The 23,447-nt window shown below is 69.3% G+C and carries 23 protein-coding genes; 22 read left to right on the forward strand and 1 reads right to left on the reverse strand.

Features of this window, described 5'->3' with window-relative positions:
* Positions 1–107 precede the first annotated feature (107 nt).
* The 16 genes from HLH28_RS00340 to thiD all read left to right on the forward strand — a co-directional run bounded on the left by HLH28_RS00340 (position 108) and on the right by thiD (position 15,770).
* Positions 108–857: a YebC/PmpR family DNA-binding transcriptional regulator gene (locus tag HLH28_RS00340; RefSeq protein WP_182953047.1), complete on the forward strand. Its 750-nt coding sequence runs from the start codon at positions 108–110 to the stop codon at positions 855–857.
* An 8-nt stretch (positions 858–865) separates the two neighbouring features.
* A complete protein-coding gene (ruvC, locus tag HLH28_RS00345) occupies positions 866–1,372 on the forward strand; it encodes a crossover junction endodeoxyribonuclease RuvC (protein WP_182953050.1) in 507 nt (168 codons plus the stop codon).
* Positions 1,369–1,971, forward strand: a complete 603-nt coding sequence (gene ruvA, locus HLH28_RS00350; protein ID WP_182953052.1) for a Holliday junction branch migration protein RuvA — start codon at positions 1,369–1,371, stop codon at positions 1,969–1,971. Before ruvC ends, ruvA begins: the two co-directional genes overlap by 4 nt.
* Complete coding sequence (ruvB, locus tag HLH28_RS00355; RefSeq protein WP_182953054.1) at positions 1,968–3,020, forward strand: Holliday junction branch migration DNA helicase RuvB; 1,053 nt, start codon at positions 1,968–1,970, stop codon at positions 3,018–3,020. The genes ruvA and ruvB overlap by 4 nt, the downstream gene beginning before the upstream one ends.
* A complete protein-coding gene (locus HLH28_RS00360) occupies positions 3,017–3,421 on the forward strand; it encodes a YbgC/FadM family acyl-CoA thioesterase (RefSeq protein WP_182953057.1) in 405 nt (134 codons plus the stop codon). The genes ruvB and HLH28_RS00360 overlap by 4 nt, the downstream gene beginning before the upstream one ends.
* Positions 3,422–3,591: 170 nt before the next feature.
* Entirely contained in the window at positions 3,592–4,311 is a 720-nt protein-coding gene (gene tolQ, locus HLH28_RS00365) for a protein TolQ (RefSeq protein ID WP_182953059.1), read from the forward strand.
* A gap of 3 nt (positions 4,312–4,314) precedes the next feature.
* Positions 4,315–4,758: a protein TolR gene (gene tolR, locus HLH28_RS00370; RefSeq protein ID WP_182953061.1), complete on the forward strand. Its 444-nt coding sequence runs from the start codon at positions 4,315–4,317 to the stop codon at positions 4,756–4,758.
* Positions 4,759–4,790: 32 nt separating this feature from the next.
* On the forward strand, positions 4,791–5,783 hold the full coding sequence (locus HLH28_RS00375; protein ID WP_182953063.1) for an energy transducer TonB: 993 nt from the start codon (positions 4,791–4,793) through the stop codon (positions 5,781–5,783).
* 44 nt (positions 5,784–5,827) lie between these two features.
* A complete protein-coding gene (tolB, locus tag HLH28_RS00380) occupies positions 5,828–7,192 on the forward strand; it encodes a Tol-Pal system beta propeller repeat protein TolB (RefSeq protein WP_182953790.1) in 1,365 nt (454 codons plus the stop codon).
* Between the two features lie 256 nt (positions 7,193–7,448).
* A complete protein-coding gene (gene pal, locus HLH28_RS00385) occupies positions 7,449–7,928 on the forward strand; it encodes a peptidoglycan-associated lipoprotein Pal (protein WP_182953065.1) in 480 nt (159 codons plus the stop codon).
* 151 nt (positions 7,929–8,079) lie between these two features.
* On the forward strand, positions 8,080–8,964 hold the full coding sequence (locus tag HLH28_RS00390; RefSeq protein WP_182953068.1) for a tol-pal system YbgF family protein: 885 nt from the start codon (positions 8,080–8,082) through the stop codon (positions 8,962–8,964).
* 61 nt (positions 8,965–9,025) lie between these two features.
* The gene (gene tilS, locus HLH28_RS00395; RefSeq protein ID WP_338029621.1) at positions 9,026–10,303 is read left to right on the forward strand and encodes a tRNA lysidine(34) synthetase TilS; all 1,278 of its coding nucleotides are present in this window, start codon (positions 9,026–9,028) and stop codon (positions 10,301–10,303) included.
* Positions 10,304–10,482: 179 nt separating this feature from the next.
* A complete protein-coding gene (gene ftsH / locus HLH28_RS00400) occupies positions 10,483–12,414 on the forward strand; it encodes an ATP-dependent zinc metalloprotease FtsH (protein ID WP_275943697.1) in 1,932 nt (643 codons plus the stop codon).
* 87 nt (positions 12,415–12,501) lie between these two features.
* A complete protein-coding gene (gene folP / locus HLH28_RS00405) occupies positions 12,502–13,575 on the forward strand; it encodes a dihydropteroate synthase (protein ID WP_182953072.1) in 1,074 nt (357 codons plus the stop codon).
* A gap of 7 nt (positions 13,576–13,582) precedes the next feature.
* Positions 13,583–14,941, forward strand: coding sequence for a phosphoglucosamine mutase (gene glmM / locus HLH28_RS00410; RefSeq protein ID WP_182953074.1), 1,359 nt, complete (start codon positions 13,583–13,585; stop codon positions 14,939–14,941).
* A 25-nt stretch (positions 14,942–14,966) separates the two neighbouring features.
* On the forward strand, positions 14,967–15,770 hold the full coding sequence (gene thiD, locus HLH28_RS00415) for a bifunctional hydroxymethylpyrimidine kinase/phosphomethylpyrimidine kinase (protein WP_182953077.1): 804 nt from the start codon (positions 14,967–14,969) through the stop codon (positions 15,768–15,770).
* Between the two features lie 163 nt (positions 15,771–15,933).
* On the opposite strand, the gene HLH28_RS00420 is transcribed toward thiD, so the two are convergent.
* Positions 15,934–16,332, reverse strand: a complete 399-nt coding sequence (locus HLH28_RS00420; protein WP_182953079.1) for a hypothetical protein — start codon at positions 16,330–16,332, stop codon at positions 15,934–15,936.
* 536 nt (positions 16,333–16,868) lie between these two features.
* Here HLH28_RS00420 and HLH28_RS00425 point away from each other — a divergent pair.
* The 6 genes from HLH28_RS00425 to HLH28_RS00450 all read left to right on the forward strand — a co-directional run bounded on the left by HLH28_RS00425 (position 16,869) and on the right by HLH28_RS00450 (position 23,304).
* A complete protein-coding gene (locus HLH28_RS00425) occupies positions 16,869–17,615 on the forward strand; it encodes a response regulator transcription factor (RefSeq protein ID WP_182953081.1) in 747 nt (248 codons plus the stop codon).
* A gap of 441 nt (positions 17,616–18,056) precedes the next feature.
* A complete protein-coding gene (locus HLH28_RS00430) occupies positions 18,057–19,352 on the forward strand; it encodes an NAD(P)/FAD-dependent oxidoreductase (RefSeq protein ID WP_182953083.1) in 1,296 nt (431 codons plus the stop codon).
* A gap of 59 nt (positions 19,353–19,411) precedes the next feature.
* A complete protein-coding gene (gene amaB / locus HLH28_RS00435) occupies positions 19,412–20,938 on the forward strand; it encodes an L-piperidine-6-carboxylate dehydrogenase (RefSeq protein WP_182953085.1) in 1,527 nt (508 codons plus the stop codon).
* A 301-nt stretch (positions 20,939–21,239) separates the two neighbouring features.
* Positions 21,240–22,145, forward strand: a complete 906-nt coding sequence (locus HLH28_RS00440; RefSeq protein ID WP_182953088.1) for a delta(1)-pyrroline-2-carboxylate reductase family protein — start codon at positions 21,240–21,242, stop codon at positions 22,143–22,145.
* Between the two features lie 170 nt (positions 22,146–22,315).
* A complete protein-coding gene (locus tag HLH28_RS00445) occupies positions 22,316–23,041 on the forward strand; it encodes a DNA/RNA non-specific endonuclease (RefSeq protein ID WP_338029622.1) in 726 nt (241 codons plus the stop codon).
* 5 nt (positions 23,042–23,046) lie between these two features.
* A complete protein-coding gene (locus HLH28_RS00450; protein ID WP_246395561.1) occupies positions 23,047–23,304 on the forward strand; it encodes a hypothetical protein in 258 nt (85 codons plus the stop codon).
* The last annotated feature ends 143 nt before the right edge of the window (positions 23,305–23,447 follow it).

Raw genomic sequence — 23,447 nt, forward strand, 5'->3', positions numbered from 1 at the left:
CAGGACGATGCCTGCACGGACCACCGGTACACGGGATAAGAGCGCATGATCGGGCACGCCCGATCGCACCGCGCCCAGGGATTGAAGACGAAGGTTAGAGACGAACGATGGCGGGTCATTCCCAGTTCAAGAACATCATGCACCGCAAGGGCGCGCAGGACGCGCGGCGGGCCCGGCAATTCGCCAAGGTGATCCGCGAGATCACGGTCGCCGCGCGGTCCGGCCTGCCGGATCCGGCGTCCAACCCGCGCCTGCGCGCCGCGATCTCGGCGGCGCGCGAGGTCAACATGCCCAAGGACACGGTCGAGCGCGCGATCAAGAAGGCCACCGGCGCCGGTGGCGGCGACGATTACATCGAGGTCCGCTACGAGGGCTACGGCCCGGCCGGCGTCGCGGTGATCGTCGAGGCCCTGACCGACAACCGCAACCGCACCGCGTCGGACGTGCGGGCCGCGTTCTCCAAGCATGGCGGGTCGCTGGGCGAGACCAATTCGGTGTCCTTCATGTTCACCCGGCTGGGCGTCGTGACCTATCCGGCATCCGTCGCCAGCGAGGACGAGATGCTGGAGGCCGCGATCGAGGCCGGGGCCGAGAACGTGGAATCATCGGACGAGACGCACGAAATCACCTGCCCCGTCGAATCGTTCTTCGCCGTGCGCGACGCGCTGGAGGCCCGTTTCGGCGAGCCCGCCAGCGCCCGGCTGGACTGGCGCCCGGGCACCGTCGTCACCCTGGACGAGGACAAGGGGCGCAGCCTGCTGAAGCTGGTGGACGTGCTGGAGGAGAATGACGACGTGCAGGCGGTGTACGCGAATTTCGACCTGCCCGACGACGTGGCCGAGAGGCTTTCGGCCTGACCGCCCGCATGGTCCGGCTGCTGGGCATCGATCCGGGCCTGCGCTTCACGGGCTGGGGCATCGTCGATGTCGACGGCAACCGGCTGTGCCATGTCGCCGACGGGGTGATCGCGACCGATGGCGACAGCCCGGTCCCCGAGCGGCTGCGCCTGCTGCATGACGCCTTGCTGGCGCTGGTGCAGGCCCACCGCCCGCAGGAGGCGGCGGTCGAGGAAACCTATGTCAACCGCAACGGGTCCTCGACGCTGAAGCTGGGTTATGCGCGCGGGGTCGCCCTGCTGGTGCCGGCGCTGGCCGGGATCGCGGTTTCCGAATACGGTGCGATGGCGGTGAAGCGGGCGGTGGTCGGCACCGGCGCCGCCAGCAAGGACCAGGTGGGAATGATGGTGCGCCGCCTGCTGCCCGGGGCCACGATCCGCCGGGCCGACGCGTCGGACGCGCTGGCGGTCGCGATCTGCCACGCGCATCACCGCGCCAGCGCCCTGCGCGTGATGGCCGGGACGCGCATGGCATGATCGCGCACCTGACGGGCCTGGTCAGCCAGGTGGAGGCCGATCGCTGCGTCGTGGACGTCAATGGCGTCGGCTACCTGGTCCAGGCCTCGACCCGCACGCTGTCCGTCCTGCCCCGCCCGCCCGAGACGACGCGGGTCCTGGTCGAGACCGTGGTGCGCGAGGACGCGTTCCTGCTGTACGGGTTTGCCGAAAGCGCCGAACGCGAATGGTTCCGCCTGCTGACGACGGTGCAGGGCGTGGGGGCGAAGGTGGCGCTGGCCATCCTGTCGTCCCTGTCGCCGGCCGAGCTGATCGCGGTGATCGCCTCGGCCGACAAGGGCAGCCTGACCCGCGCGCCCGGCGTCGGCGCGCGGCTGGCCGAGCGGATCCTGACCGAACTGCGCGACAAGACGGGGCGGATGCCGGCGGGCCCGGGGATCGCGATGCCGGTCCAGGCGGCCGGTGGCGGGGTCGAGGCCGATGCGCTGCTGGCGCTGGCGGGCCTGGGATTCCGGCGTGTCGAGGCCCAGCCGGTGGTGGCGCGGATCGTCGCCCGGCTGGACAATAAGGCGGATCTCGACGTCGTGATCCGCGAAAGCCTGCGGGAGCTGGCGCGATGACCGATACGCCGCAACGCACGGTCGACGCCGCACGCGGCGCGGAGGACGCGGCCGAGGCCACGCTGCGTCCCCAGACCCTGGACGATTTCACCGGCCAGAAGGCCAGCCGCGAGAATCTGGCGATCTTCATCGCCGCCGCCCGCAAGCGCGGCGAGGCGATGGACCATGTGCTGCTGCACGGCCCGCCGGGCCTGGGCAAGACCACCCTGGCGCAGATCGTGGCGCGGGAACTGGGCGTGGGGTTTCGCGCGACCTCCGGCCCGGTGATCCAGCGGGCGGGCGACCTGGCGGCGATCCTGACCAACCTGCAGCCGCGCGACGTGCTGTTCATCGACGAGATCCACCGCCTGCAGCCCGCCATCGAGGAGGTGCTGTATCCGGCGATGGAGGATTTCCAGCTGGACCTGATCATCGGCGAGGGGCCGGCCGCGCGGTCGGTGCGCATCGACCTCTCGCCTTTCACCCTGGTGGCGGCGACGACGCGGGCGGGGCTGCTGGCGACGCCGCTGCGCGACCGGTTCGGCATCCCGCTGCGCCTGGTGTTCTACACGGCCGAGGAGTTGCGCCTGATCGTCTCGCGCGGGGCGCAGAAGCTGCAGTTCGACCTGACGCCCGAGGGAGCCGAGGAAATCGCCCGCCGGTCGCGCGGCACGCCGCGCATCGCCGGCCGCCTGCTGCGCCGGGTGCGCGATTTCGCGTCCGTCGGGCGGCCGTCGGCCGGACCGGTGGACCGGGCCATGGCCGACGCCGCCCTGTCGCGGCTGGAGGTCGATTCGCTAGGGCTGGACGGGATGGACCGGCGCTATCTGCGCCGCATCGCCGAATATCATCATGGCGGCCCGGTGGGGGTGGAAACGCTGGCCGCCGCCCTGGCCGAGGCCCGCGACACGATCGAGGACGTGGTCGAACCCTACCTGATCCAGGAAGGGCTGGTGCTGCGGACCAGCCGCGGCCGGATGCTGGGCGAGCGAGGCTGGCGCCACCTGGGACTGGTCCCGCCGGCGGCGGTCCCCGGCCAGGGCGACCTGTTGCGAGAGGACGACGCATGAGGCACGGCATCACGTTCCGGATCTATTACGAGGACACCGATGCCGGCGGCGTCGTCTACCACGCCCGCTACCTCGCCTTCGCCGAACGCGCGCGGACCGAGGCGATCCGCGGCCTGGGCCAGCCGGTTTCCGCCCTGCTGGAGGACTACGGGCTGGCCTTCGTCGTGCAGCACGCGGCCATCGGGTACCGCCAGTCGCTGCGCCTGGACGATCTGGTGACCGTCACCACGCGCCTGACCGAACTGGGCTCGGCCAGCTGCCGCCTGGAACAGCTGTTCCTGCTGGGCCGGACACGATGCGCCGAAATGGATATCCGCCTGGCCTGCATCCGCGTCTCCGACGGCCGGCCTGCCCGATTTCCGCCGTTATGGCGTGATCTTCTGGGCGGACTGGTGGACTGACGGGACCGGGGCGACAATTCTTCGTCCCGCCATGGGGAACAGCGGCGGGGGTGCTTCTGCTTTCCTGCGGAAGCCTATAAGGAACGCACTGGAGTGCAGTGTCAGACTGCCCCGCGCGGCGGTCGGAATCGCGATCACGCGGCTGCGGGCAGAAGGTGCAGGAGGCGTTTTTGGACCAAGCGGTTAACGCGGCGAATCTGGGCGCGGCTGCGGCCGGCGGTTTGTCGCTCTGGAGTCTGTTCCTACACGCGGCGATCGTCGTCAAACTGGTGATGATCGGCCTGGTGCTCAGCAGCATCGTCGTGTGGGGCATCATCTTCGACAAGATCGTGACCTTGCGGCGCGTCAACCGCCAGGCTTCGGAATTCGAGGACCGGTTCTGGTCGGGCGGCAGCCTGGACGATCTGTACGAATCCGACGGCGCCAAGCCGCAGCATCCGCTGGCGGCGGTATTCGGGGCCGCCATGGGCGAATGGCGCCGCTCGGCGCGGATCGCCGGCGTCGACCTGGCCCGCGGCGGCGTGCAGGAACGCGTGGACCGCGCCATGACCATCACCATCACGCGTGAGATGGAACGGCTGGGCCGCTGGATGATCTTCCTGGCCACCATCGGGCCGGTGGCGCCGTTCATCGGCCTGTTCGGGACGGTATGGGGCATCATGCACGCCTTCGGGGCGATCGCGGCGATGCACAACACCAACCTGGCCGTCGTCGCTCCCGGCATTTCCGAGGCGCTGTTCGCCACCGCCATCGGCCTTGTGACCGCGATCCCGGCCGTGATCGCCTATAACGTCATCAACAACAGCCTGGCGCTGTTCGAGGACCGGCTGGGCGCGTTCGGCACCGAGTTCGCCGCCATCCTGTCGCGCCAGTCCGAGGAAAGGGGCTGAACCATGGGCGTTTCGCTCGGTGGAGGCGGGGGCCGTCGCGGCCGCCGACGCCCCATGTCGGACATCAACGTCACCCCGCTGGTGGACGTCATGCTGGTGCTGCTGATCATCTTCATGGTGACCGCGCCGATGATGACCAGCGGCGTCAATGTGGACCTGCCGAAGACCGATGCCGCGCCCGTCAACGCGGACAGCAAGCCCATCACCGTGTCCATCCGGTCGGATGGGGCCCTGTACCTGGGTGACAACCCGGTGTCGTCGGACCAGCTGGTGGACCAGCTGCGCGCGGCGTCGGAAAACGACTCGGCGCACCGGATCTTCGTGCGCGGAGATTCCCACATCGATTACGGCCGCGTCATGGAGGTGATGGGACGGATCACCGCCGGCGGCTTCACCCATGTCGCCCTGCTGGCCCAGCAGCCGCCGTCCGGCGGTGCGGCGCCCTGATCGCCCGTTCGCCGGGTAGGAGCATCACCGTCGTGGTTCAGCCGCGTCGTTCCGAAATCATTCTGATGCGGCGGTCGGTCCTGGTGTCCGGCTGCGCCCATGTCGCGCTGCTGCTGGCGGTGCTGCTGGGGCTGCCGTCGCCCATTCCGCCCGAACCGCCTCCGCCGCCGACGGTGGAGATGGAATTCACCGCGTCCGACAGCGGCGGCGCGCCCCACAAGGCGGACAAGCCGGCACCCAAGCCCGCGCCGGCCCCGGCCCCTGTCCCGCAGGAGGCCCCGCCCGCCCCCACTCCGCCGGAAAAGGCCCCGCCCGAGGAGGCACCGCCCCCGCCGCCGCCGCCCCCGCCCGTGCCGCCGCCGCCGGAGACGCCGCCGGTGAAGCTGCCCGACACCCCGGTTCCGCCCAAGGTGGAGCAGCCGTCGCCCGACGCCGTGAAGGCGCCGCCGACGCCGCCGTCCCCGCCGGTGCCGTCGCACGCCGTGGCCCCGCCCTCGCCGCAGCCGGAACCCAATGCGCTGCCGCAGACGCAGCAGTTCTCGCACGTCACGCAGCCCAACCCGACGAAGAAGGCGGTGCCGGACACCCATTCCCTGCTGGCGACGCTGGATGCGTTCCGCGCCGACCAGAAGCAGACCCATCCGCCCAAGGCGCGCGCGAATCCGCTGCAGGGCGGCGCGCCCGAGGGCGGCGGCACCCCGGACGGCGACATCACCAGCGCGCTGAACGCCGCCGACCAGAAGGCGATCGGCAACGCGGTGCGCCGCTGTTATTCCGAGGACACGGCGGCCCGCAATTATGCCCAATTCGTGGCCCATCTGGTCGTGACGGTGGATTCGACCGGCATGGCGCGCCTGGTGCAGTTCGCCCCGGAAACCCAGGCACGGGTGGATGGCGATCCGTCCTATCGCGCCCTGGCGGAACGGGCGCGTGCCGCAGTGCTCAGCCCGACCTGCGCGCAGCTGCCGTTGCCGAAGAATTTGCTGGGACAGACACGACAATTGAAATTCGTTTTCCGCCCATGAAGAAACGACAGATCACCATGTGGCGGGCCGAGGAGAAGAACCCCATGCGTCCGAATGATTTTCCGATGATTTCCGATGTGGATGCATCGCTGCTGGCCAGCGCCTTCGGCCGCCGCGGCCTGATCGGCGCGGGCATTGCCGGCGGCCTCCTGTCTTCGCCGCTGGCGGCCCTGGCGCAGGGGGCGCCCGCGCCCGGCGCCGCCGAGATCACGGTGGACCAGGCGCGTTCGGAACCGATTCCCATCGTGATTCCGGCGCTGGGCGGCGATTTCGGGCAGCAGGTCAGCGACGTGGTGTCGTCCGACCTGGGGAATTGCGGCCTGTTCCGTCCCATCGCGGGTACGCTGCCGGTCGGCGTGCCGGATTTCGGCACCTACAAATCGCTGGGCGCCCGCGCGCTGGTCAGCGGGACGGCCACGGCCAGCGGCGGCGCGCTGCGTGTGGAATTCCGCCTGTGGGACGTGCTGACGGGGACGCAGATCCAGGGCACCGCCTATACCGCGGCGGCGGCCGACGTCCGCAAGATCGCGCATATCATCTCCGACGTGATCTATGAGCGCATGCTGGGCGAGAAGGGCTATTTCAACACCCGCATTGCCTATATCGCGCGGTCGGGCCCGCGCGCGCACCAGACGACGCGCCTGGCGATCATGGACCAGGACGGGGCCAACAGCCATTACCTGTCGGGCGGCCAGTGGCTGACCCTGACGCCGCGCTTCAGCCCGACCAGCGACCAGCTGGCATTCATGTCCTATGCCAATAATCGTCCGCGGGTTTACATGCTCAACCTCGCGACCGGGCGGCAGCAGCTGCTGGGCGATTTCGAGGGGATTTCCTTCGCCCCGCGCTTCGCCCCGGACGGGCGGTCGGTCATCCTGTCGGCGACGCGCGGCGCCGGGTCCGACATCTTCACCGTGGACCTGGTGACCCGGGCCAAGCGGCAATTGACCAGTTCCGGCGCGATCGACACCAGCCCGTGCTACAGCCCCGACGGATCGCAGATCGTCTTCAATTCGGACCGCGGCGGCATCCCGCAGCTTTATATCATGAGTGCGGGCGGCGGCGCGGCGAAGCGGATTTCCTATGGCAGCGGAACCTATGGCTCGCCCGTCTGGTCACCGCGCGGCGACCTGATCGCGTTCACCCGAATCGCCAACGGCAGCTTCTCGCTGGGCGTGATGGCACCGGACGGCACGGGCGAGCGGATTATGACGCAGGGCTTCACGGTCGAAAGCCCGTCCTTCTGCCCGAACGGACGGGTCCTGGCCTTCTGCCGCCAGACGGCGGCCGGGGCCGGCGGGGCCGGGTTCTCGTCGGGGATCAGCACCGTCGACATCACCGGATTTCACGAACGCGCGATCCCCGTGGGTGGCGCGTCGGACCCGGCCTGGTCGCCGCTGAACGGTTAAACATTCAAGACATTCAAGACCGGAAAGGCACTCTACTGTGCTTTTCCGGTCGATACGAAAACAAGATGACGGGTATGTGTTCCGGACACCTTGACGATTAGTCATGTCTGGCGCTAACGGGCAACTGGTCTCCAGTGTTCGCAACGTTCTGTCGCCCGGTTGTTGGCGGAACAAAACGAGTGTCGGGACCAGAGACTTTACCCGGCAACTTAATCATATGGTTCCAATAAGGGAACCGATCTCAGGATCAAAAAGAATGAGACTGAAGCTTCTTGGTGCGCTTGGCATGGCCGTGCTTCTGGCGGCGTGCTCTGGTGACAACTCGGACAAGGGCGCAACGACCGGAACCGGCGCCGCCGCGCAGAGCACTGGCGTCACGCCCGGCAGCGAAGCCGACCTGGTTGCCAATGTCGGTGATCGCGTGTTCTTCGACCTGAACAAGAACAACCTGTCCACCGAAGCCCAGGCGACGCTCGACCGTCAGGCCGCCTGGCTGGCCAAGTATCCGCAGGTGACGATCCAGGTTGCCGGCAATTGCGACGACCGCGGCACCGAGGAATACAACATCGCCCTGGGCGAGCGCCGCGCCAACGCCGCGCGCGACTACCTGGTGGCGAAGGGCGTTGCCGCCTCGCGCATCACCACGATCTCCTACGGCAAGGATCGTCCGACGGCGACGGGCGATGACGAGCAGTCGTGGGCCCAGAACCGTAACGCGATTACTTCGGTTCGCTGATCCGGCCTGCCGGATCTTTTCGGACCCGGATGGAACCGGCCAGGCGCTTATCGCCTGGCCGGTTTTGTTTTAGGTAAGGGGCAGGACGCGTGGTGGGTCCCCTGGGACCGCCATCCGAAAAGCTCTGCCGTCTTGCAAGGGAAATCCGTTCATGCGGTCTGTCGCATTCCGCCCTCCTTCCTTCCGCGCTTCCCTCCTGGCGCCGGGACTGCCGGCCCTGGCACTGCTGGCCGGCCTGTGCGTCCTCCCGCCGGTGCAGGCGCTGGCCCAGGACGTGACGAGCCGCGAGGGCATCGCGTTGCAGGACCAGATCATGGATTTGCGCCAGCAGATGTCGCAGCTTCAGTCCGCCGCCGGTTCGGGCGGCGCGTTGCCGCCCCCGGTGGCGCCCGGTACCGCGCCGTCGGCGCCGGTCAACGGCGACCTGACGGCGCAGCTGCTGGACCGCGTCAGCACGCTGGAGCAGGAGGTCCGCGACATGCGCGGGCAACTGGACCAGCTGACGAACCAGGTCCAGACCCAGAACGCGGCGATGTCGAAGCAGATCGACGACATGAATTTCGCGGCCCAGAACGGACATGGGGCGGCGGCTGCGCCGTCGGCCGCGGGGCCCGCGCCGGTACCCGCCGCCCCGGCCCCCGCCCCCGCCAAGCGCACGGCCGAGGCCGCGCTGCAGGAAGGCAATGCCGCGCTGCTGCGCCGGGATTATGCCGGCGCGCAGGTCGCGGCGCAGGAGGCCCTGGCGGGTCCGCGCGGTCCGCGCCAGGTCGACGCCCAGTTCCTGCTGGCGCAGTCCCTGGCCGGCCAGAAGCAGTATCGCCAGTCCGCGGTGGCTTATTATGATGCCTATAATCGCGCGCCGCGCTCGGCCAGGGCGCCGGACGCGTTGCTGGGCGTGACGGCGACCCTGCTGGCGCTGGGCGACAAGACGTCCGCCTGCCAGGCGCTGGGCAAGCTGAAAAGCGAATTCCCGTCCCCCGCGCCCAAGGTCCGCGCGGCGGAGGCAAGCTATCGCACCCGCGCGGGATGCCACTGACACCGGCCTGAAAGGCGTGGCCGACCGGCTCTGCCTCCCGGAAGGCCCGTCGGACGCCCCGGTGGATGATGCGGCGTTCGGACGGGTGATGGCCGGACTCGGCCCCTGGGTGCCCGACGGGCCGGACATGCCGGCGGTCGGCATCGCGGTGTCCGGGGGGGCGGACAGTCTCTGCCTGGCATTCCTCGCGGCGCGCTGGCGGCGCGCGGTACGGGCACTGGTGGTCGATCACGGGCTGCGCGCCGAATCGGGGCAGGAGGCGCGCCTGACGCTGGACCGGCTGCATGGTCTCGGCATTCCGGCCGACCTCCTGGTACTGGACGGCCTGATGCGCGGCCCCGGCCTGGCCGATCGCGCGCGGCGCGCCCGCTACGCCGCCCTGACGCAGGCCTGCCGGCAGGCGGGCATCGTCGACCTGCTGCTGGGACATCATGCGGACGACCAGGCGGAAACGATCGTGATCCGTCGTCGCGCCGCCAGCGGTCCCGACGGGCTGGCGGGCATGGCGTGGATCTCGTCGACGGCGGACCTGCGGCTGGTGCGGCCGTTCCTGGGATTCGGAAAGGAAAGGCTGCGCGCCACCCTCCGCCACGCCGGGCTGGCGTGGGTCGAGGATCCGTCGAATGCGGACCGGCGCGCCGAGCGGGCACGGGTGCGCGACGCGCTGGCCCGCGATCCGGATCACGCCGCACGGGCCGGCCGGTCGGCGGCGCGGGCGGGACGGGCGCGCATGGCGGCGGACCGCGACCAGGCCGCGATGCTGGCCGCGCGGGCGGAATATGCGCCGGGGGGCTGGGTCGCGCTGCCGGCGGACCTGCTGTCCGCCCGGATACTGGCCTCCGTGCTGCGGACGGTCTCGGGACGCGACTATCCGCCGCCGCGCCAGGCGGTGGCCGCACTGGTCAACGCCCCCCGGGCGGCGACCCTGGGCGGGGCCTGCCTGGTGCCGGCCGGCCCGGCGCTGCGCCGGGCCGGGCTGGTCTGGCTGGCGGTGCGCGAGGAATCGGCGATGGCCGACGCGGTTCCGGCCCGTTCCGGGGCCTGCTGGGACGGACGGTTCGTCCTGTGGGCGCCCCCCGGAACCGTGCTGGATGGCGTGACGTTCGGCGCGGCGGGACCGGTCGCGCGCTGGGCGCCCCCGGGGTGGCGGTCGCGCTGGCCGGCGCGGGCCTGGCGGACGCTGCCGGCCCTGCATCGCGGTGGCCGCGTGGCGGCGGTGCCGTTGGCCGGGATCTGCCATGTGCCGGACCTGGCGGGCGTGCGGATCGCGTTGCTGCCCGGGACGACGGTGGCGGAAAGCGGCCTGTTCGGCGACCTGCCCGGGGGACGGACGGGGTGAATTTGCCCTCGTGGGGCAAGAAAGACCGGGCATGGGGGTGTGAATGTCACCCGATCGGCCTATGTAAGGATGAACATTAGGTTGAAAAGGCGTCTGGCCCCTGGTCAGAATGAACGGTCTTGCGTGCTCCGGCACCGTACGGGAACCGGGTGGCGCCAGCGTATGGAACAATGGGCAAGATGAACAATTTTGGCCGGAACCTGGCCCTCTGGGTTATCATTATCGTGTTGCTGCTGTTGCTGTTCAACGTCTTCCAGCCCGGAAGCGTGCAGCACGCGTCGCAGCAGCTTGCATATTCCGATTTCATCGGGGACGTGAATGGCGGGCGGGTGCGCTCGGTCGTCGTGCAGGAGCACAATATCTCCGGCACGCTGACGGACGGCACGTCGTTCGAGACCTACACGCCGCAGGATCCGACGCTGATCCCCCGCCTGACCGAAAAGGGCGTGGAAGTCGTCGCCAAGCCGCAGGACAGCGATTCCAACCCCTTCCTGCGCTACCTGATCAATTACGCCCCGATCCTGCTGATGTTCGGCGCGTGGATCTTCATCATGCGCCAGATGCAGGCCGGCGGCGGCCGGGCGATGGGCTTCGGCAAGTCCCGCGCCCGCATGCTGACGGAAAAGCAGGGGCGCGTGACGTTCGATGACGTCGCCGGCATCGACGAGGCGAAGTCCGAGCTGCAGGAAATCGTCGACTTCCTGCGCGATCCGCAGAAATTCACCCGGCTGGGCGGCAAGATCCCCAAGGGCGTGCTGCTGGTCGGACCGCCGGGCACCGGCAAGACGCTGCTGGCGCGGGCCATCGCGGGCGAGGCGAACGTGCCGTTCTTCACGATCTCGGGTTCCGATTTCGTGGAGATGTTCGTGGGTGTCGGCGCCTCGCGCGTGCGCGACATGTTCGAGCAGGGCAAGAAGGCCGCCCCTTGCATCATCTTCATCGACGAAATCGACGCCGTGGGCCGCCATCGTGGCGCGGGCCTGGGCGGCGGCAACGACGAACGCGAACAGACCTTGAACCAGATGCTGGTCGAGATGGACGGGTTCGAGAGCAACGAAGGCGTGATCCTGATCGCCGCGACCAACCGTCCGGACGTGCTGGACCCGGCGCTACTGCGTCCCGGCCGCTTCGACCGCCAGGTGGTCGTGCCCAACCCCGACGTGGTGGGGCGCGAGAAGATCCTGCGCGTCCACATGCGCAAGGTGCCGCTGGCCTCCGACGTCGATCCGAAGGTGATCGCGCGCGGGACGCCGGGCTTCTCGGGCGCGGACCTGGCCAACCTGGTGAACGAGGCCGCGCTGATGGCCGCCCGCCTGGGCAAGCGCACCGTGGCGATGCTGGAGTTCGAGAACGCCAAGGACAAGGTGCTGATGGGCGCCGAGCGTCGTTCTCTGGTCATGAGCGACGACGAGAAGAAGATGACCGCCTATCACGAAGGCGGGCACGCGCTGGTCGCGATCCTGACGCCGGGCGCCGATCCGGTCCACAAGGCCACGATCATTCCGCGCGGCCGCGCGCTGGGCCTGGTCATGAGCCTTCCGGAGGGCGACCGCTATTCCAAGAGCCGCGCCAAATGCCTGGGCGAGCTGACCCTGGCCATGGGCGGGCGCGCGGCGGAGGAGATCATCTTCGGCGCCGACAACGTCTCGAACGGGGCATCGGGCGACATCAAGATGGCGACCGACCTGGCGCGCCGGATGGTGTCCGAATGGGGCATGAGCGACAAGCTGGGCATGATCGCCTATGGCGACAACGGCCAGGAGGTGTTCCTCGGCCACAGCGTGACCCAGAACAAGAACGTGTCGGAAGAAACGGTTCGCGAGATCGATGACGAGATCAAGAGCCTGATCGACGCGGCCTATGTCCGCGCGAGGACGCTGCTGATCGAGCATATCGACGAGCTGCATCGCCTGGCGCAAGCGCTGCTGGAATACGAAACCCTGTCGGGCGAGGAAATCCGCAAGGTGCTGCGCGGCGACAAGATCGAACGGATCGTGGTCGACGACCCGATGCCCGAGAACCGCCGGGCCTCGGTTCCGCCGACTCCGCCGGCGACGCCGCTGCCCTCGCCGGGCGGCGGGGGGCTGGATCCCGCCCCACAGCCGGGCTAAAGTTCCATCTCATTCGAATTCTGGAAACAGGCGGGGAATTTTCTCCGCCTGTTTTCGTTCCGACCGTACGATGATGGGAATGGCGGCATGGATGCTTTTCGGCTGGTCGAGCCGATGGGACTGGTCTTCGGGCAGGACGCGCACGCGGCCGTGGCGGCGGGTTTCGCCCATTGGCTGGTCGGCGGGCCGGCCGCATTTACCCTGGCCCGGCTGATCGGCGACGGGACGCCGCGCCTGGTGCCGGCATCCGACATTCCCGCCGACTGGCTGCCGGCGCTGGCGCGGGTGACGACGCCGCTGCCGTCGGCGGACCTGCCGGACGGGCCACAGGTCATGGGCATCCTGAACGTGACCCCCGACAGTTTCAGCGACGGCGGCCGACATTTCGGCCCCGAGGCCGCGATGCGTTCGGGGATCGCGATGGTGACGGCCGGTGCCGGCCTGCTGGATATCGGCGGCGAAAGCACCCGCCCGGGTTCGGCCGTCATCACGCCGCAGGAGGAATGGACCCGAATCGCCCCTGTCTTCGCGGAACTGCGAACCCAGACCGACGTGGCCCTGTCGGTCGACACGCGCAATGCGCGTACCATGGCGGCATCGCTGGCGATGGGGGTCAGGGTCATCAACGACATCTCGGCCCTGATGCATGATCCATATGCGCTGGCGGTCGTGTCCGATGCGGCCTGTCCGGTGGTACTGATGCATATGCGCGGTACGCCGCAGACGATGGGCCGCCTGGCGGTCTACGACGACGTGGCGGTCGACGTGGTCCGTGAACTGGCCGCGCGGATCGACCAGGCCGTCGCGGCGGGCATCGACCGTCGCCGGATCGTCATCGACCCCGGCATCGGGTTCGCCAAGACCGGACCGCAGAACGCCGAATTGCTGGCACGGCTGCCGATCCTGGCGAACCTGGGCTGCCGGGTGCTGCTGGGCACCTCGCGCAAGCGCATGCTGGGCGACCTGGCGCATGTGCCGGTGGCCTCGGAACGCGATCCGGGCACCCTGGTCAGCAGCCTGCCGGGCATGGCACTGGGCAATCCCATCCTGCGGGTGCACAACGTGGCGTCCATGGTGCAGGCCGTGCGGGTCTGGCAGGGGCTGTGGACCTGCGATAAGGCTGTGGCAGGCCGGCCCACGGCCACGCGTACCCAGGGATAGCCAAGGCATGACCAAGACGAGAAAACTGTTCGGCACCGACGGAATCCGGGGGACCGCCAACCAGGACCCCATGACGGTGGAAATCGCGCAGAAGCTGGGACAGGCCGCCGGCCTGCACTTCACGCACGGAACTCATCGCCACCGGGTGCTGCTGGGCAAGGATACGCGGCTGTCCGGCTACATGATCGAATGCGCGCTGGTCTCCGGCTTCCTGTCCGCCGGCATGGACGTGACCCTGGTCGGGCCGATGCCCACGCCCGCGATCGCGATGCTGACGCGCTCGCTGCGTGCCGACCTGGGCGTCATGATCTCGGCCTCGCACAATCCGTTCGGCGACAACGGGATCAAGCTGTTCGGGCCGGACGGGTTCAAACTGTCGGACGAGACCGAGGCCGGGATCGAGGCCCTGATGCGCTCCGACCTGACCGGGCAGCTGGCGGCGCCCGACCGGATCGGGCGGGCATCGCGCCTGAACGACGCCGTCGGCCGGTATATCGAGAACGCCAAGGGCTCGTTCCCGCGCGGACGGCGCCTGGACGGGCTGCGGATCGTGATCGATTGCGCGAACGGCGCGGCCTATCGCGTGGCACCGACGGCGCTGTGGGAGCTGGGGGCCGAGGTCATCCGGATCGGCTGCGAGCCCAACGGCATCAACATCAACGAGAAATGCGGATCGACCCGGCCCGAGGCCCTCTGCGCGGCGGTGCTGGAGCATGCGGCGCATATCGGCATCGCGCTCGACGGCGACGCCGACCGGGTACTGATCGCCGACGAGCAGGGGCGGCTGATCGACGGCGACCAGATCCTGGCGCTGATCGCCCGGTCCTGGGCCCGGCAGGGGCGGCTGAACACGGCGCAGATCGTCGCCACCGTGATGTCGAACATGGGGCTGGCCCGCTGCCTGGAGGGGATGGGCCTGGAACTGGTGCGCACGGCGGTCGGCGACCGGTATGTGGTGGAGCGCATGCGCGAACTGGGCGCCAATATCGGCGGCGAGCAGTCCGGCCACATGGTCCTGTCCGATTTCGCCACTACGGGCGACGGGCTGGTGGCGGCCCTGCAGGTCCTGGCGGTTCTGGTGGAGGAAGGCCGTCCGGCCAGCGAGGTCTGCCGGATGTTCACGCCGTTCCCGCAGATGCTGCGCAATGTGCGCTTCATCGGCGAAAGCCCGCTGCACGCCCCGTCGGTGCAGGAGGCCAAGCGCCAGGCGGAGGCCGAACTGGGCACGGCGGGCCGCCTGCTGCTGCGCGAAAGCGGGACGGAGCCGCTGGTCCGCGTGATGGCCGAGGCCGAGGATCCCGCGCTGGTGGAACGGGTGGTCGCCGCCATGTGCGCCGCGATCGGTTCGGCCCAGGTCGCGGCGTGATGGCGGGGCGTGAGGGCGTAGGGCGATGAAAGGCCGCGTTCTCGTCGTCGCCGGCAGCGATTCCGGCGGCGGGGCCGGGATCCAGGCGGATATCAAGGCGATCACGGCGCTGGGCGGTTTCGCCATGACGGCCGTATCGGCGCTGACGGCGCAGAACACGCTGGGCGTGCAGGAGGTCTTCGCCGTCCCGGTGGAATTCGTCACGCGGCAGATGCTCTGCGTCCTGGACGATCTCGGCGCCGATGCGTTCAAGAGCGGCATGCTCGACCGGGCGGACATCATCAGGGCGGTGGCCAGCGTCATCCGTGCCCGGCCGGATATCCCCTACGTCCTGGATCCCGTCATGGTGGCTAAGGGCGGATCGCGGCTCCTGCAGGACAACGCGGTCGACACGCTGAAGCGCGACCTGCTGCCGCTGGCGACCCTGCTGACCCCCAACCTGCCCGAGGCCGAGGTGCTGGTCGGCCGCCCGATCCGGAATGTCGATGACATGCGCCGCGCGGCGATGGAACTGCGCGGTGCCGGGGCGCGGGCCGTGCTGCTGAAGGGCGGTCACCTGGAGGGCGACGTGCTGACCGACGTGCTGGTCAGCGAGTCGGGCACCGAGTTGTTTGCGGGGGCGCGGCTGCAGACGCGCCATACGCATGGGACCGGATGCACCCTCGCCAGCGCGATCGCCACCGGACTGGCGCAGGGCATGGGCCTGCATGATTCGGTGGTGCGGGCGCGCACCTACCTGCGGGCGGCGATCGCGGCGGCGCCCGGCTATGGCGCCGGGGCCGGGCCGCTGGATCACGGGGTGACGATGCGGCCGGACATCCTGCCGTAAACTCCGACCCCGTTTAACAATCCTTGCCGGCGATCCGACGCGGGTTCCCCTTGCGTCGCGCGGCCGGCGCTTTCAGGCAGACTTCTGGCGGGCTGTTTTATAAAGCATTTTCACGCATTCGGGTCCGCGACCCGAATGCGGTCCGCCCCGCGGGGGCTGGAGATCAGAAGCGACGTCCGTGAGGGGGCCGCCGCCGGGGCGCGGGGCCCTGCCGGAGGGGCGACTCCAGCCCGTCGCACGCGGGGCCGTCCGATACGCCCGACATCCTGACGATGACCGGCAACAGGCGCGAGACATGGCGCGGCCGCAGAACGCCACGGGTGCGCAATCCCTGGATGGCACGCACCGCAACCCACGCGCATCCCAGCGCGACGTGATGGGTGAAGCCAAGCCGGTCCGCGGTGGACCCCGCCGGGCTGCGATCCGCCTCGGCCCGGTGGGGCCGCGGGGCCGGGGGAATCGTGTGGCGCAGGACGCTGCCGCGGCACCAGGCCCGCAGGGGAACGGCCGGTGTCGCGCCACGCAACGCCCGGGATGTGGCGGTGGCAGGCGCGCGGTTCATGCGCGCGGATCCCGCCACGCGGGGCGCGGAACATGCGGAATGGGACAAAAAGCCATGAAACGGGCCTCCTGCTGCTCAAGCGGGTTGCTCGAACCGGGAAGCCCGAAGCCGGTCGGCCGACCGGACGGGGTCAGCAGGCTGGCAGGACGGTCAGACCCGGATACGCACGATGCCTGCGAACGGACCGGGCGCACGACATGTGTCGGGCGTGGCCCCCCCGCGAGGCGTTTCTAGATCGGGGGTTCATGATCGTTTCTTGTTTGGGGTGCCGCATCGCGTCCAGTGGCCGCAAGACGACGTTCGGTGCGGCTGGATACACCCGCTTTCCTGCCCGGTTCAAGGAAAAAACGTATCTCGAAACGAAACCGCATCGAAGGAAGGGCAGGGTTCAATGCCTCAGGTGAGGAGATCGTTGATATAACATATGCGTGAAACGTGGGGTTGTAAGTCGCGATAGACGTCTCATGAAGATTGTTTCCGGGAAAAATCACACTTATAGGTAGTAATTGTTTGTAAATAAAACCTGTGGTGGTCCAATGCGCGTTCTTCTCGTCGAACATGATGGTGACACGGCTGAAGGTACTTCCGGCACATTGCGGTCAATCGGCTATTCGGTAGACCATGTCTCCACGGGGCGGGAGGCGGTCGAGATGCTTCGTCGGTACGACTATGACCTGGCGCTTCTGGAAATGGTCCTGCCGGACATGGAGGGGTACGAGGTCGTGCGATCGATCCGGGCCGCGCGGATCGACACGCCGGCGATGGTCCTGTCCAGCCTGGTCCGGCCGCAGGCCAAGGTGAAGGCCTTCTCCGCCGGGGCGGACGACTACGTCACCAAGCCGTACGATCCGACGGAACTGGCGGCGCGGATGCAGGCCGTGGTCCGGCGGTCGAAAGGGTATTGCGAGCCGACCTTGCGGGCGGGACGACTGCAGCTCTGCCTGGACAGCCGCGAGGTCTCGGTCGACGGGCGGGCGGTGCACCTGACCGGCAAGGAATACCTGATCCTGCAGTTGCTGCTGCTGCGAAAGGGCATGGTGCTGACCAAGGACGCGTTCCTCAACCACCTCTACGGCGGCATGGACGAGCCCGAAATGAAGATCATCGACGTCTTTATCTGCAAGTTACGCAAGAAGCTTCAGCAGGCCGGGGCCGAGAACCTGATCACCACGGTCTGGGGCCAGGGATATATGCTGAAGGAGGACGCGGTGCCTCGGACGATGGCGGTAAAGTCCGTCGCGGTCCCGGCGGCCGGCCGGGCGTCGTCCCTTACCGCACTCTGATCCCGGTCCCTGCCGGCAATGCCGCCGGGACGCGGTCCAAAAAAAAAGCAGGGTCCGAAGACCCTGCAAGTTCAAAATGATGATTCGATATGCGATGCCCCCATCGCCCTGTCCTTATGGCAGGACGGCGGGGGCGGCGACATGATCTGGATCAAAGATCGATGACAATCTCGCAAGGATGGACGCCGGGGCGGATCGCCGGTTTCCGCCGGGCGGCACAGGTCATTCCGGATGGGAATGACCCCCTGACCAAGTAGCACTTGAGCGTTGCGGCGCCAGAACGCACATCAGTCCGGCGGATGACGATCCGGCGCGAGGCCGGATTGCGCGATGCGGCCAGAGCAGCGGACACAGGGCGGCGGATGATGCTGACGGGAACGAACGGGCGCGGGCAGGCGGGGCAGGGCGTGCGCCCGGCCCGCCGGGCTGGGACGACGCGATATGCTGGCTGATCCGCGATCCCACGGCCTGTGGGAATGCACCGCGCCCGCCGCTCCGGCCTCGACGGCGCTGTCCGGACAGGTCACGACACGGGTGGCCATCGTGGGCGCGGGGTATACCGGCCTGTCCGCCGCCCTGAATCTGGCATCTGCGGGAATCGAGGCGGTGGTGCTGGACGGCGCCGAGATCGGCTTCGGGGGATCGGGGCGCAATGTCGGCCTGGTCAACGCCGGCATGTGGGTCATGCCCGACGACCTGCCGGGCACGCTGGGCCAGCCTCATGGCGAACGGCTGCTGTCCCTGCTGGGCAACGCGCCGGCCGAGGTCTTCGACCTGATCGACCGGCATGCCATCGCGTGCGAGGCCGAACGGGCCGGCACCCTGCATTGCGCCGACGATGAAAAGGGGACGCGCGAACTGCGCGAACGCGCCCGGCAATGGCAGGCGCGCGGCGTGGCCGTGCGCCTGCTGGATTCGGCGGAAACGCGCACCATGACCGGCAGCGTGGCCTATCGCGCCGCCATGCTGGACCCGCGCGCGGGGACGATCCAGCCCCTGGCCTATGCGCGCGGGCTGGCGTCGGCGGCCATTGCGGCGGGGGCGCGGATCTTCACGCGTTCGCCCGTCACCGGCTGCATGCAGTCCGGCGCGCGCTACCAGCTGGATCTTCCGGGCGGGCAGGTGCTGGCGGACCAGGTCATCGTGGCGTCAAATGCCTACGGCACCGGCCCATGGACCGCTCTGGCACAGGAATTGATGCCGCTGCCTTACTTCAACTGCGCGACGCCGCCACTGCCCGAGTCCGTGCGGCAGACCATCCTGCCCGGACGGCAGGGGGCCTGGGACACGCGCCGCATCCTGAGGTCGTTCCGCATGGACCATGCCGGGCGGCTGGTGTTCGGCAGTGTCGGCGCGCTGTCCGGCGCGGGGTTGAGCGTGCACCGGGAATGGGCGCGGCGTTCGGTGGCGCGGATGTTCCCGCAGGTCGGGCCGGTGCGGTTCGAAACCGAATGGTTCGGCACCATCGGAATGACCGCCGACAATCTGCCCCGCTTTCATCGCCTGGCGCCGGGAATCGTCGCGATCTGCGGCTATAACGGGCGGGGTATCGCGCCGGGTACCGTGTTCGGCCGCGTGCTGGCCGACGTGGTGCGCGGCGTCACCGACGATGCGTCCCTGCCGTTGCCGGTCGCGGATATCCGCCCGCCGGGGTTTCGCCGGGCGCGGCAGATCTTCTATGAAGCCGGTGCCTGCCTTGCCCATGCGGCGGGGGAGCGGGTGAAGACCCGAGGCTGACCCGTTTTCCCCAACTTTCCCCCAATTCTTCGTACGATCATGTTCTGACAGGATATCCGATGCGCGACCTTTCCGCCGAAACCCGATCCCTTCTGGCCTCGCTCGATGTTCCGGCCGACGCGCTGGCCGGCGACATGTCCGTCCGCTCCCCGGTGGACGGGCGCGACATCGCGCGGGTGCGTGCCGCGACGCCGCAGGAGGCGCAGGATGGCATCGCGGCGGCCCGTGCCGCCTTCCTGGCCTGGCGGCTGGTGCCCGCGCCGCGCCGGGGCGAACTGGTGCGCCTGCTGGGCGAGGAATTGCGCGCCGGCAAGGAGGCCCTGGGCCGCCTGGTGTCGATCGAGGTCGGCAAGTCCCCGTCCGAAGGGCTGGGCGAGGTCCAGGAGATGATCGACATCTGCGACTTCGCCGTCGGCCTGTCGCGCCAGCTGCACGGCCTGACCATCATGACCGAACGGCCCGAGCACCGCATGATGGAGACGTGGCACCCGCTGGGCGTGACGGGTGTGATCTCGGCCTTCAATTTCCCGGTCGCGGTGTGGTCGTGGAACGCGGCGCTGGCGCTGGTCTGCGGCAATTCGGTCGTCTGGAAGCCGTCCGAGAAGACGCCGCTGACCGCCCTGGCCTGCGCGGCCATCTTCCGCCGGGCCGCCGACCGCTTCGCGGCGTCGGGCAGCGCCGTGCCCGACGGGCTGCTGGTCCTGCTGAACGGCGGGCGCGAGATCGGCGAGATCCTGGTCGATCATCCGGACGTGCCGCTGGTATCGGCCACGGGATCGACGGCGATGGGCCGCGCGGTCGGCCAGCGCCTGGCCGACCGCTTCGCCCGCGCCATCCTGGAACTGGGCGGCAACAACGCCGCCATCGTGACGCCGTCGGCGGACCTGGAACTGACCCTGCGCGGCGTCGCCTTCGCCGCCATGGGCACGGCGGGACAGCGCTGCACCACGCTGCGTCGCCTGTTCGTGCATGACAGCGTCTATGACGGTTTCGTCGCGCGCCTGAAGTCGGCGTACGAATCGGTCACGGTCGGCAGCCCGCTGGACGAGGGCAATCTGGTCGGCCCGCTGATCGATGCGGCGTCGATGGACCGCATGCAGCAGGCGCTGGACGCGGCACGCGCCCTGGGCGGCGTCGTGACCGGCGGCAATCGCGAAAAGGCCGAGGATTTCCCCGATGCGTTCTATGCCCGGCCGGCCCTGGTCGAAATGGCCGAACAGGCAGGCCCCGTCCTGGACGAGACGTTCGCGCCGATCCTGTACGTCATGAAATACACCGACCTGGACCAGGCGATCGCCGCACAGAACGCGGTGCCGCAGGGCCTGTCTTCGGCGGTCTTCACCACCGACCTGCGGCAGGCGGAACGCTTCCTGTCGGCGGCCGGGTCCGATTGCGGCATCGCCAACGTCAATATCGGCACGTCGGGGGCCGAGATCGGCGGTGCGTTCGGTGGCGAGAAGGAAACCGGCGGTGGCCGCGAATCCGGTTCGGATGCGTGGAAGGGCTATATGCGCCGGGCGACCAACACGATCAATTACGGCTCTACCCTGCCGCTGGCGCAGGGTGTGTCCTTCGATATCGTGTAAGGCCGGTTCGCGTTAATGGCGGAATCCCTCCAAGCCTGTCCGAAAACGGGGACAGGCGCGCGGGGGCGGCCTTCGGGGCCGTGTCCGGCGTGGGTTTTCCAGCACCGAAGCGGGGCGGCCTGATGAACCGGCTGCTCCGGGGCATAGAGAACGCGCGTCGGATTGCCCCGGCGCGCATGTGCAACAGGCTGTCAGGGCTCTGCCCTGAAACCCGCCAGAGGCCATCGGCCTTTGGAAACCACTCTGTTTTATCCATGATCGGGGTCCCGGCCCCGTCCCTGATCGGATCGGGACATTTGTCATGAACATGTACGATGCAACGGCGACGGCCCGCCTTCTGCCCTATGCCGCCCTGGTCGAGGCGCTGGAAGCCGCGATGGCGGACTATCGCGACGGCGCCATCCTGTGCCCGGAACGGCAGGTGATGCAGGCGCCGTCGGGCGCTGGCGTGCTACTGTCCATGCCTTGCGCCGGGCCAGACCTGCTGTGCCACAAGCTGGTCACCGTCTATTCCGGCAACCCCGCCCAGGGCCTGCCGGCCATCCACGGGCAGGTGACGTGCGGCGACGCGCGGACCGGGCGGTTGCTGTTCACCCTGGACGGCCCGGTGACGACCGGTCGCCGGACGGCGGCGGTGACGCTGGTGGGAATACGCCGGTTGCTGCCCCATGCCCCGCGCCGCATCCTGGTCATCGGCACGGGGGCGCAGGCCGATGCCCATGTCCAGGCGCTGGCCGACACCTGGCCCCAGGCGGCGGTGTTCGTGCAGGGGCGTTCGGTCGCGCGCGAACGCGCGGTCGCGGGACGGACCGGCCTGCCGGTCGGCCTCGTATCCGCGGGGGACGATCCGGGCGACGTGGATGTCGTGATCCTGGTCACGACGTCGCATGTGCCGCTCTATGACCTGCCGCCCCGGCCCGGCCGCCTGATCGTCGGCGTCGGGGCCTTCCGTCCCGACATGGTGGAAATCGGCGCCACCACCATTGGCGGCAGTGTCCTGTATGTCGACGATCCGGTAGGCGCGCCGGTCGAGGCCGGGGATTACATCCAGGCCGGCGTCGCGTGGGGGCAGGTCCACCCCCTGGTCGAGGCGGTCGACGGCCCTCCGCCGCCGGCCGATCGGCCGGTGGTGTTCAAGAGCGTCGGCTGCGCCGCCTGGGACCTGGCCGCCTGCCGCGTGGCCCTGCGACAGATGGGGCAGGCCTGAGAGGCCGGTGTAAAATTCGCCCTGCCGGCGATCCGACGCGCGCGTCCTGTCGCCGCGCTCGCGGAATCCGGACCGGCCTTGCGCTGCTGTGCCTGGCCCTGGTCCCCGATCGTGCGTGGGCGCAGACGGCATGCGCGGATTTCGGCGCCGGCGGCGTCCTGCCGACGCTCGTGCGGCCGGCGCTGGCGGTGCGGACGCACCTGCTGTGCAATCGGGCCTATGCCGTGCTGGCGTCGGGCGTGTCGCGCGGTCCGCTGTGGTCGGCCGAACATCTGACGGCGGCCGCGGTCGTGGCGGCCGGGGCCCTGCCGCGTACGGGCACTTTCGCCGCCGACCCGCGCCTGCCGCCATCCGATCGGGCGGAAATCGACGATTTTCGCCGTTCGGGCTACGATCGCGGCCATATGGCGCCGTCGGGCGACATGGCCGACGACGCGGCGCAGCAGGAGAGCTTCCTGCTGTCCAACATCGTACCGCAGGCCGGTGACCTGAACCGCGGCATCTGGGCCGGGATCGAGGAGGCGGTGCGGAACCTGGCCCGGCGGGACGGCGATCTGTACGTCGTCACCGGCCCGGCCTTTCATGCGCGCGACCTGTCGCGCATCGGCGGCCATGTGCTGGTGCCGACCTCGACCTGGAAGGCGGTCTATGATCCGGCGCGGAACGGGGCCGGGGTCTATGTCTGCCGCAATCGCGCGGTACGCCCGACCTGCAACGAGGTGACGGTCGACACGCTGATCCGCGTGGTCGGGATCGATCCGTTTCCCGCGCTGCCGGATGCGGTGAAGACGGCACGCTTCGACCTGCCGCATCCCGATGCCGGCCCGGCGGATCGCAGGACGCGGCAGCAGATGCGCGAGATCGAGCGCCTGTGGCGCAGATGGCTGAAGGGGTAGGGAACATGACGCGACGCCTGGTGCCATTCGCCGACGACACGATGTCGGAAACGATCGACGGCATGACGATCGAAAACGGGCGTGACGCCATCGCGTTCTACGGCCGGACCGACCTGACGCGCGACCGGCCGGGGCTGGACCGCGCGCGGCGCCTGCTGGCGATGCTGCATGACGTGGTCATCGCGCTGGAGGCCGACCCTGCGCTGCCGGATGCCGTGCCCGGCCCGAAGCCGCCGGACCGGGTGCGCAATCCCTTCGGCTGAGGTTGCCGCAAGGATGGCCTGATCCCCGGGGAAACCGTTCTTGCTCGTCACGATTATGAATTTGCGCGGCGTCGGTTGCCTGCGCATCTGTTGCGCGGACGGATCGGGTCGTGGAACATGGCGCCGCGCCGGCGCGCTTCGCC

Origin of the sequence: Gluconacetobacter tumulisoli (assembly GCF_014174155.1) — a bacterium.
In the GTDB taxonomy this organism is placed as follows: domain Bacteria; phylum Pseudomonadota; class Alphaproteobacteria; order Acetobacterales; family Acetobacteraceae; genus Gluconacetobacter; species Gluconacetobacter tumulisoli.

Coding starts and splice junctions, on each gene's coding strand:
- HLH28_RS00450 (WP_246395561.1), top strand. CDS start 23,047: ATGACGCGACGCCTGGTGCCATTCGCCGACGACACGATGTCGGAAACG.
- tolB (WP_182953790.1), top strand. CDS start 5,828: ATGCGTCCGAATGATTTTCCGATGATTTCCGATGTGGATGCATCGCTG.
- tolR (WP_182953061.1), top strand. CDS start 4,315: ATGGGCGTTTCGCTCGGTGGAGGCGGGGGCCGTCGCGGCCGCCGACGC.
- ruvB (WP_182953054.1), top strand. CDS start 1,968: ATGACCGATACGCCGCAACGCACGGTCGACGCCGCACGCGGCGCGGAG.
- ftsH (WP_275943697.1), top strand. CDS start 10,483: ATGAACAATTTTGGCCGGAACCTGGCCCTCTGGGTTATCATTATCGTG.
- folP (WP_182953072.1), top strand. CDS start 12,502: ATGGATGCTTTTCGGCTGGTCGAGCCGATGGGACTGGTCTTCGGGCAG.
- amaB (WP_182953085.1), top strand. CDS start 19,412: ATGCGCGACCTTTCCGCCGAAACCCGATCCCTTCTGGCCTCGCTCGAT.
- HLH28_RS00420 (WP_182953079.1), bottom strand. CDS start 16,332: ATGAACCGCGCGCCTGCCACCGCCACATCCCGGGCGTTGCGTGGCGCG.
- ruvC (WP_182953050.1), top strand. CDS start 866: ATGGTCCGGCTGCTGGGCATCGATCCGGGCCTGCGCTTCACGGGCTGG.
- HLH28_RS00430 (WP_182953083.1), top strand. CDS start 18,057: ATGCTGGCTGATCCGCGATCCCACGGCCTGTGGGAATGCACCGCGCCC.
- ruvA (WP_182953052.1), top strand. CDS start 1,369: ATGATCGCGCACCTGACGGGCCTGGTCAGCCAGGTGGAGGCCGATCGC.
- glmM (WP_182953074.1), top strand. CDS start 13,583: ATGACCAAGACGAGAAAACTGTTCGGCACCGACGGAATCCGGGGGACC.
- HLH28_RS00340 (WP_182953047.1), top strand. CDS start 108: ATGGCGGGTCATTCCCAGTTCAAGAACATCATGCACCGCAAGGGCGCG.
- HLH28_RS00440 (WP_182953088.1), top strand. CDS start 21,240: ATGAACATGTACGATGCAACGGCGACGGCCCGCCTTCTGCCCTATGCC.
- HLH28_RS00360 (WP_182953057.1), top strand. CDS start 3,017: ATGAGGCACGGCATCACGTTCCGGATCTATTACGAGGACACCGATGCC.
- HLH28_RS00390 (WP_182953068.1), top strand. CDS start 8,080: ATGCGGTCTGTCGCATTCCGCCCTCCTTCCTTCCGCGCTTCCCTCCTG.
- thiD (WP_182953077.1), top strand. CDS start 14,967: ATGAAAGGCCGCGTTCTCGTCGTCGCCGGCAGCGATTCCGGCGGCGGG.
- pal (WP_182953065.1), top strand. CDS start 7,449: ATGAGACTGAAGCTTCTTGGTGCGCTTGGCATGGCCGTGCTTCTGGCG.
- HLH28_RS00425 (WP_182953081.1), top strand. CDS start 16,869: ATGCGCGTTCTTCTCGTCGAACATGATGGTGACACGGCTGAAGGTACT.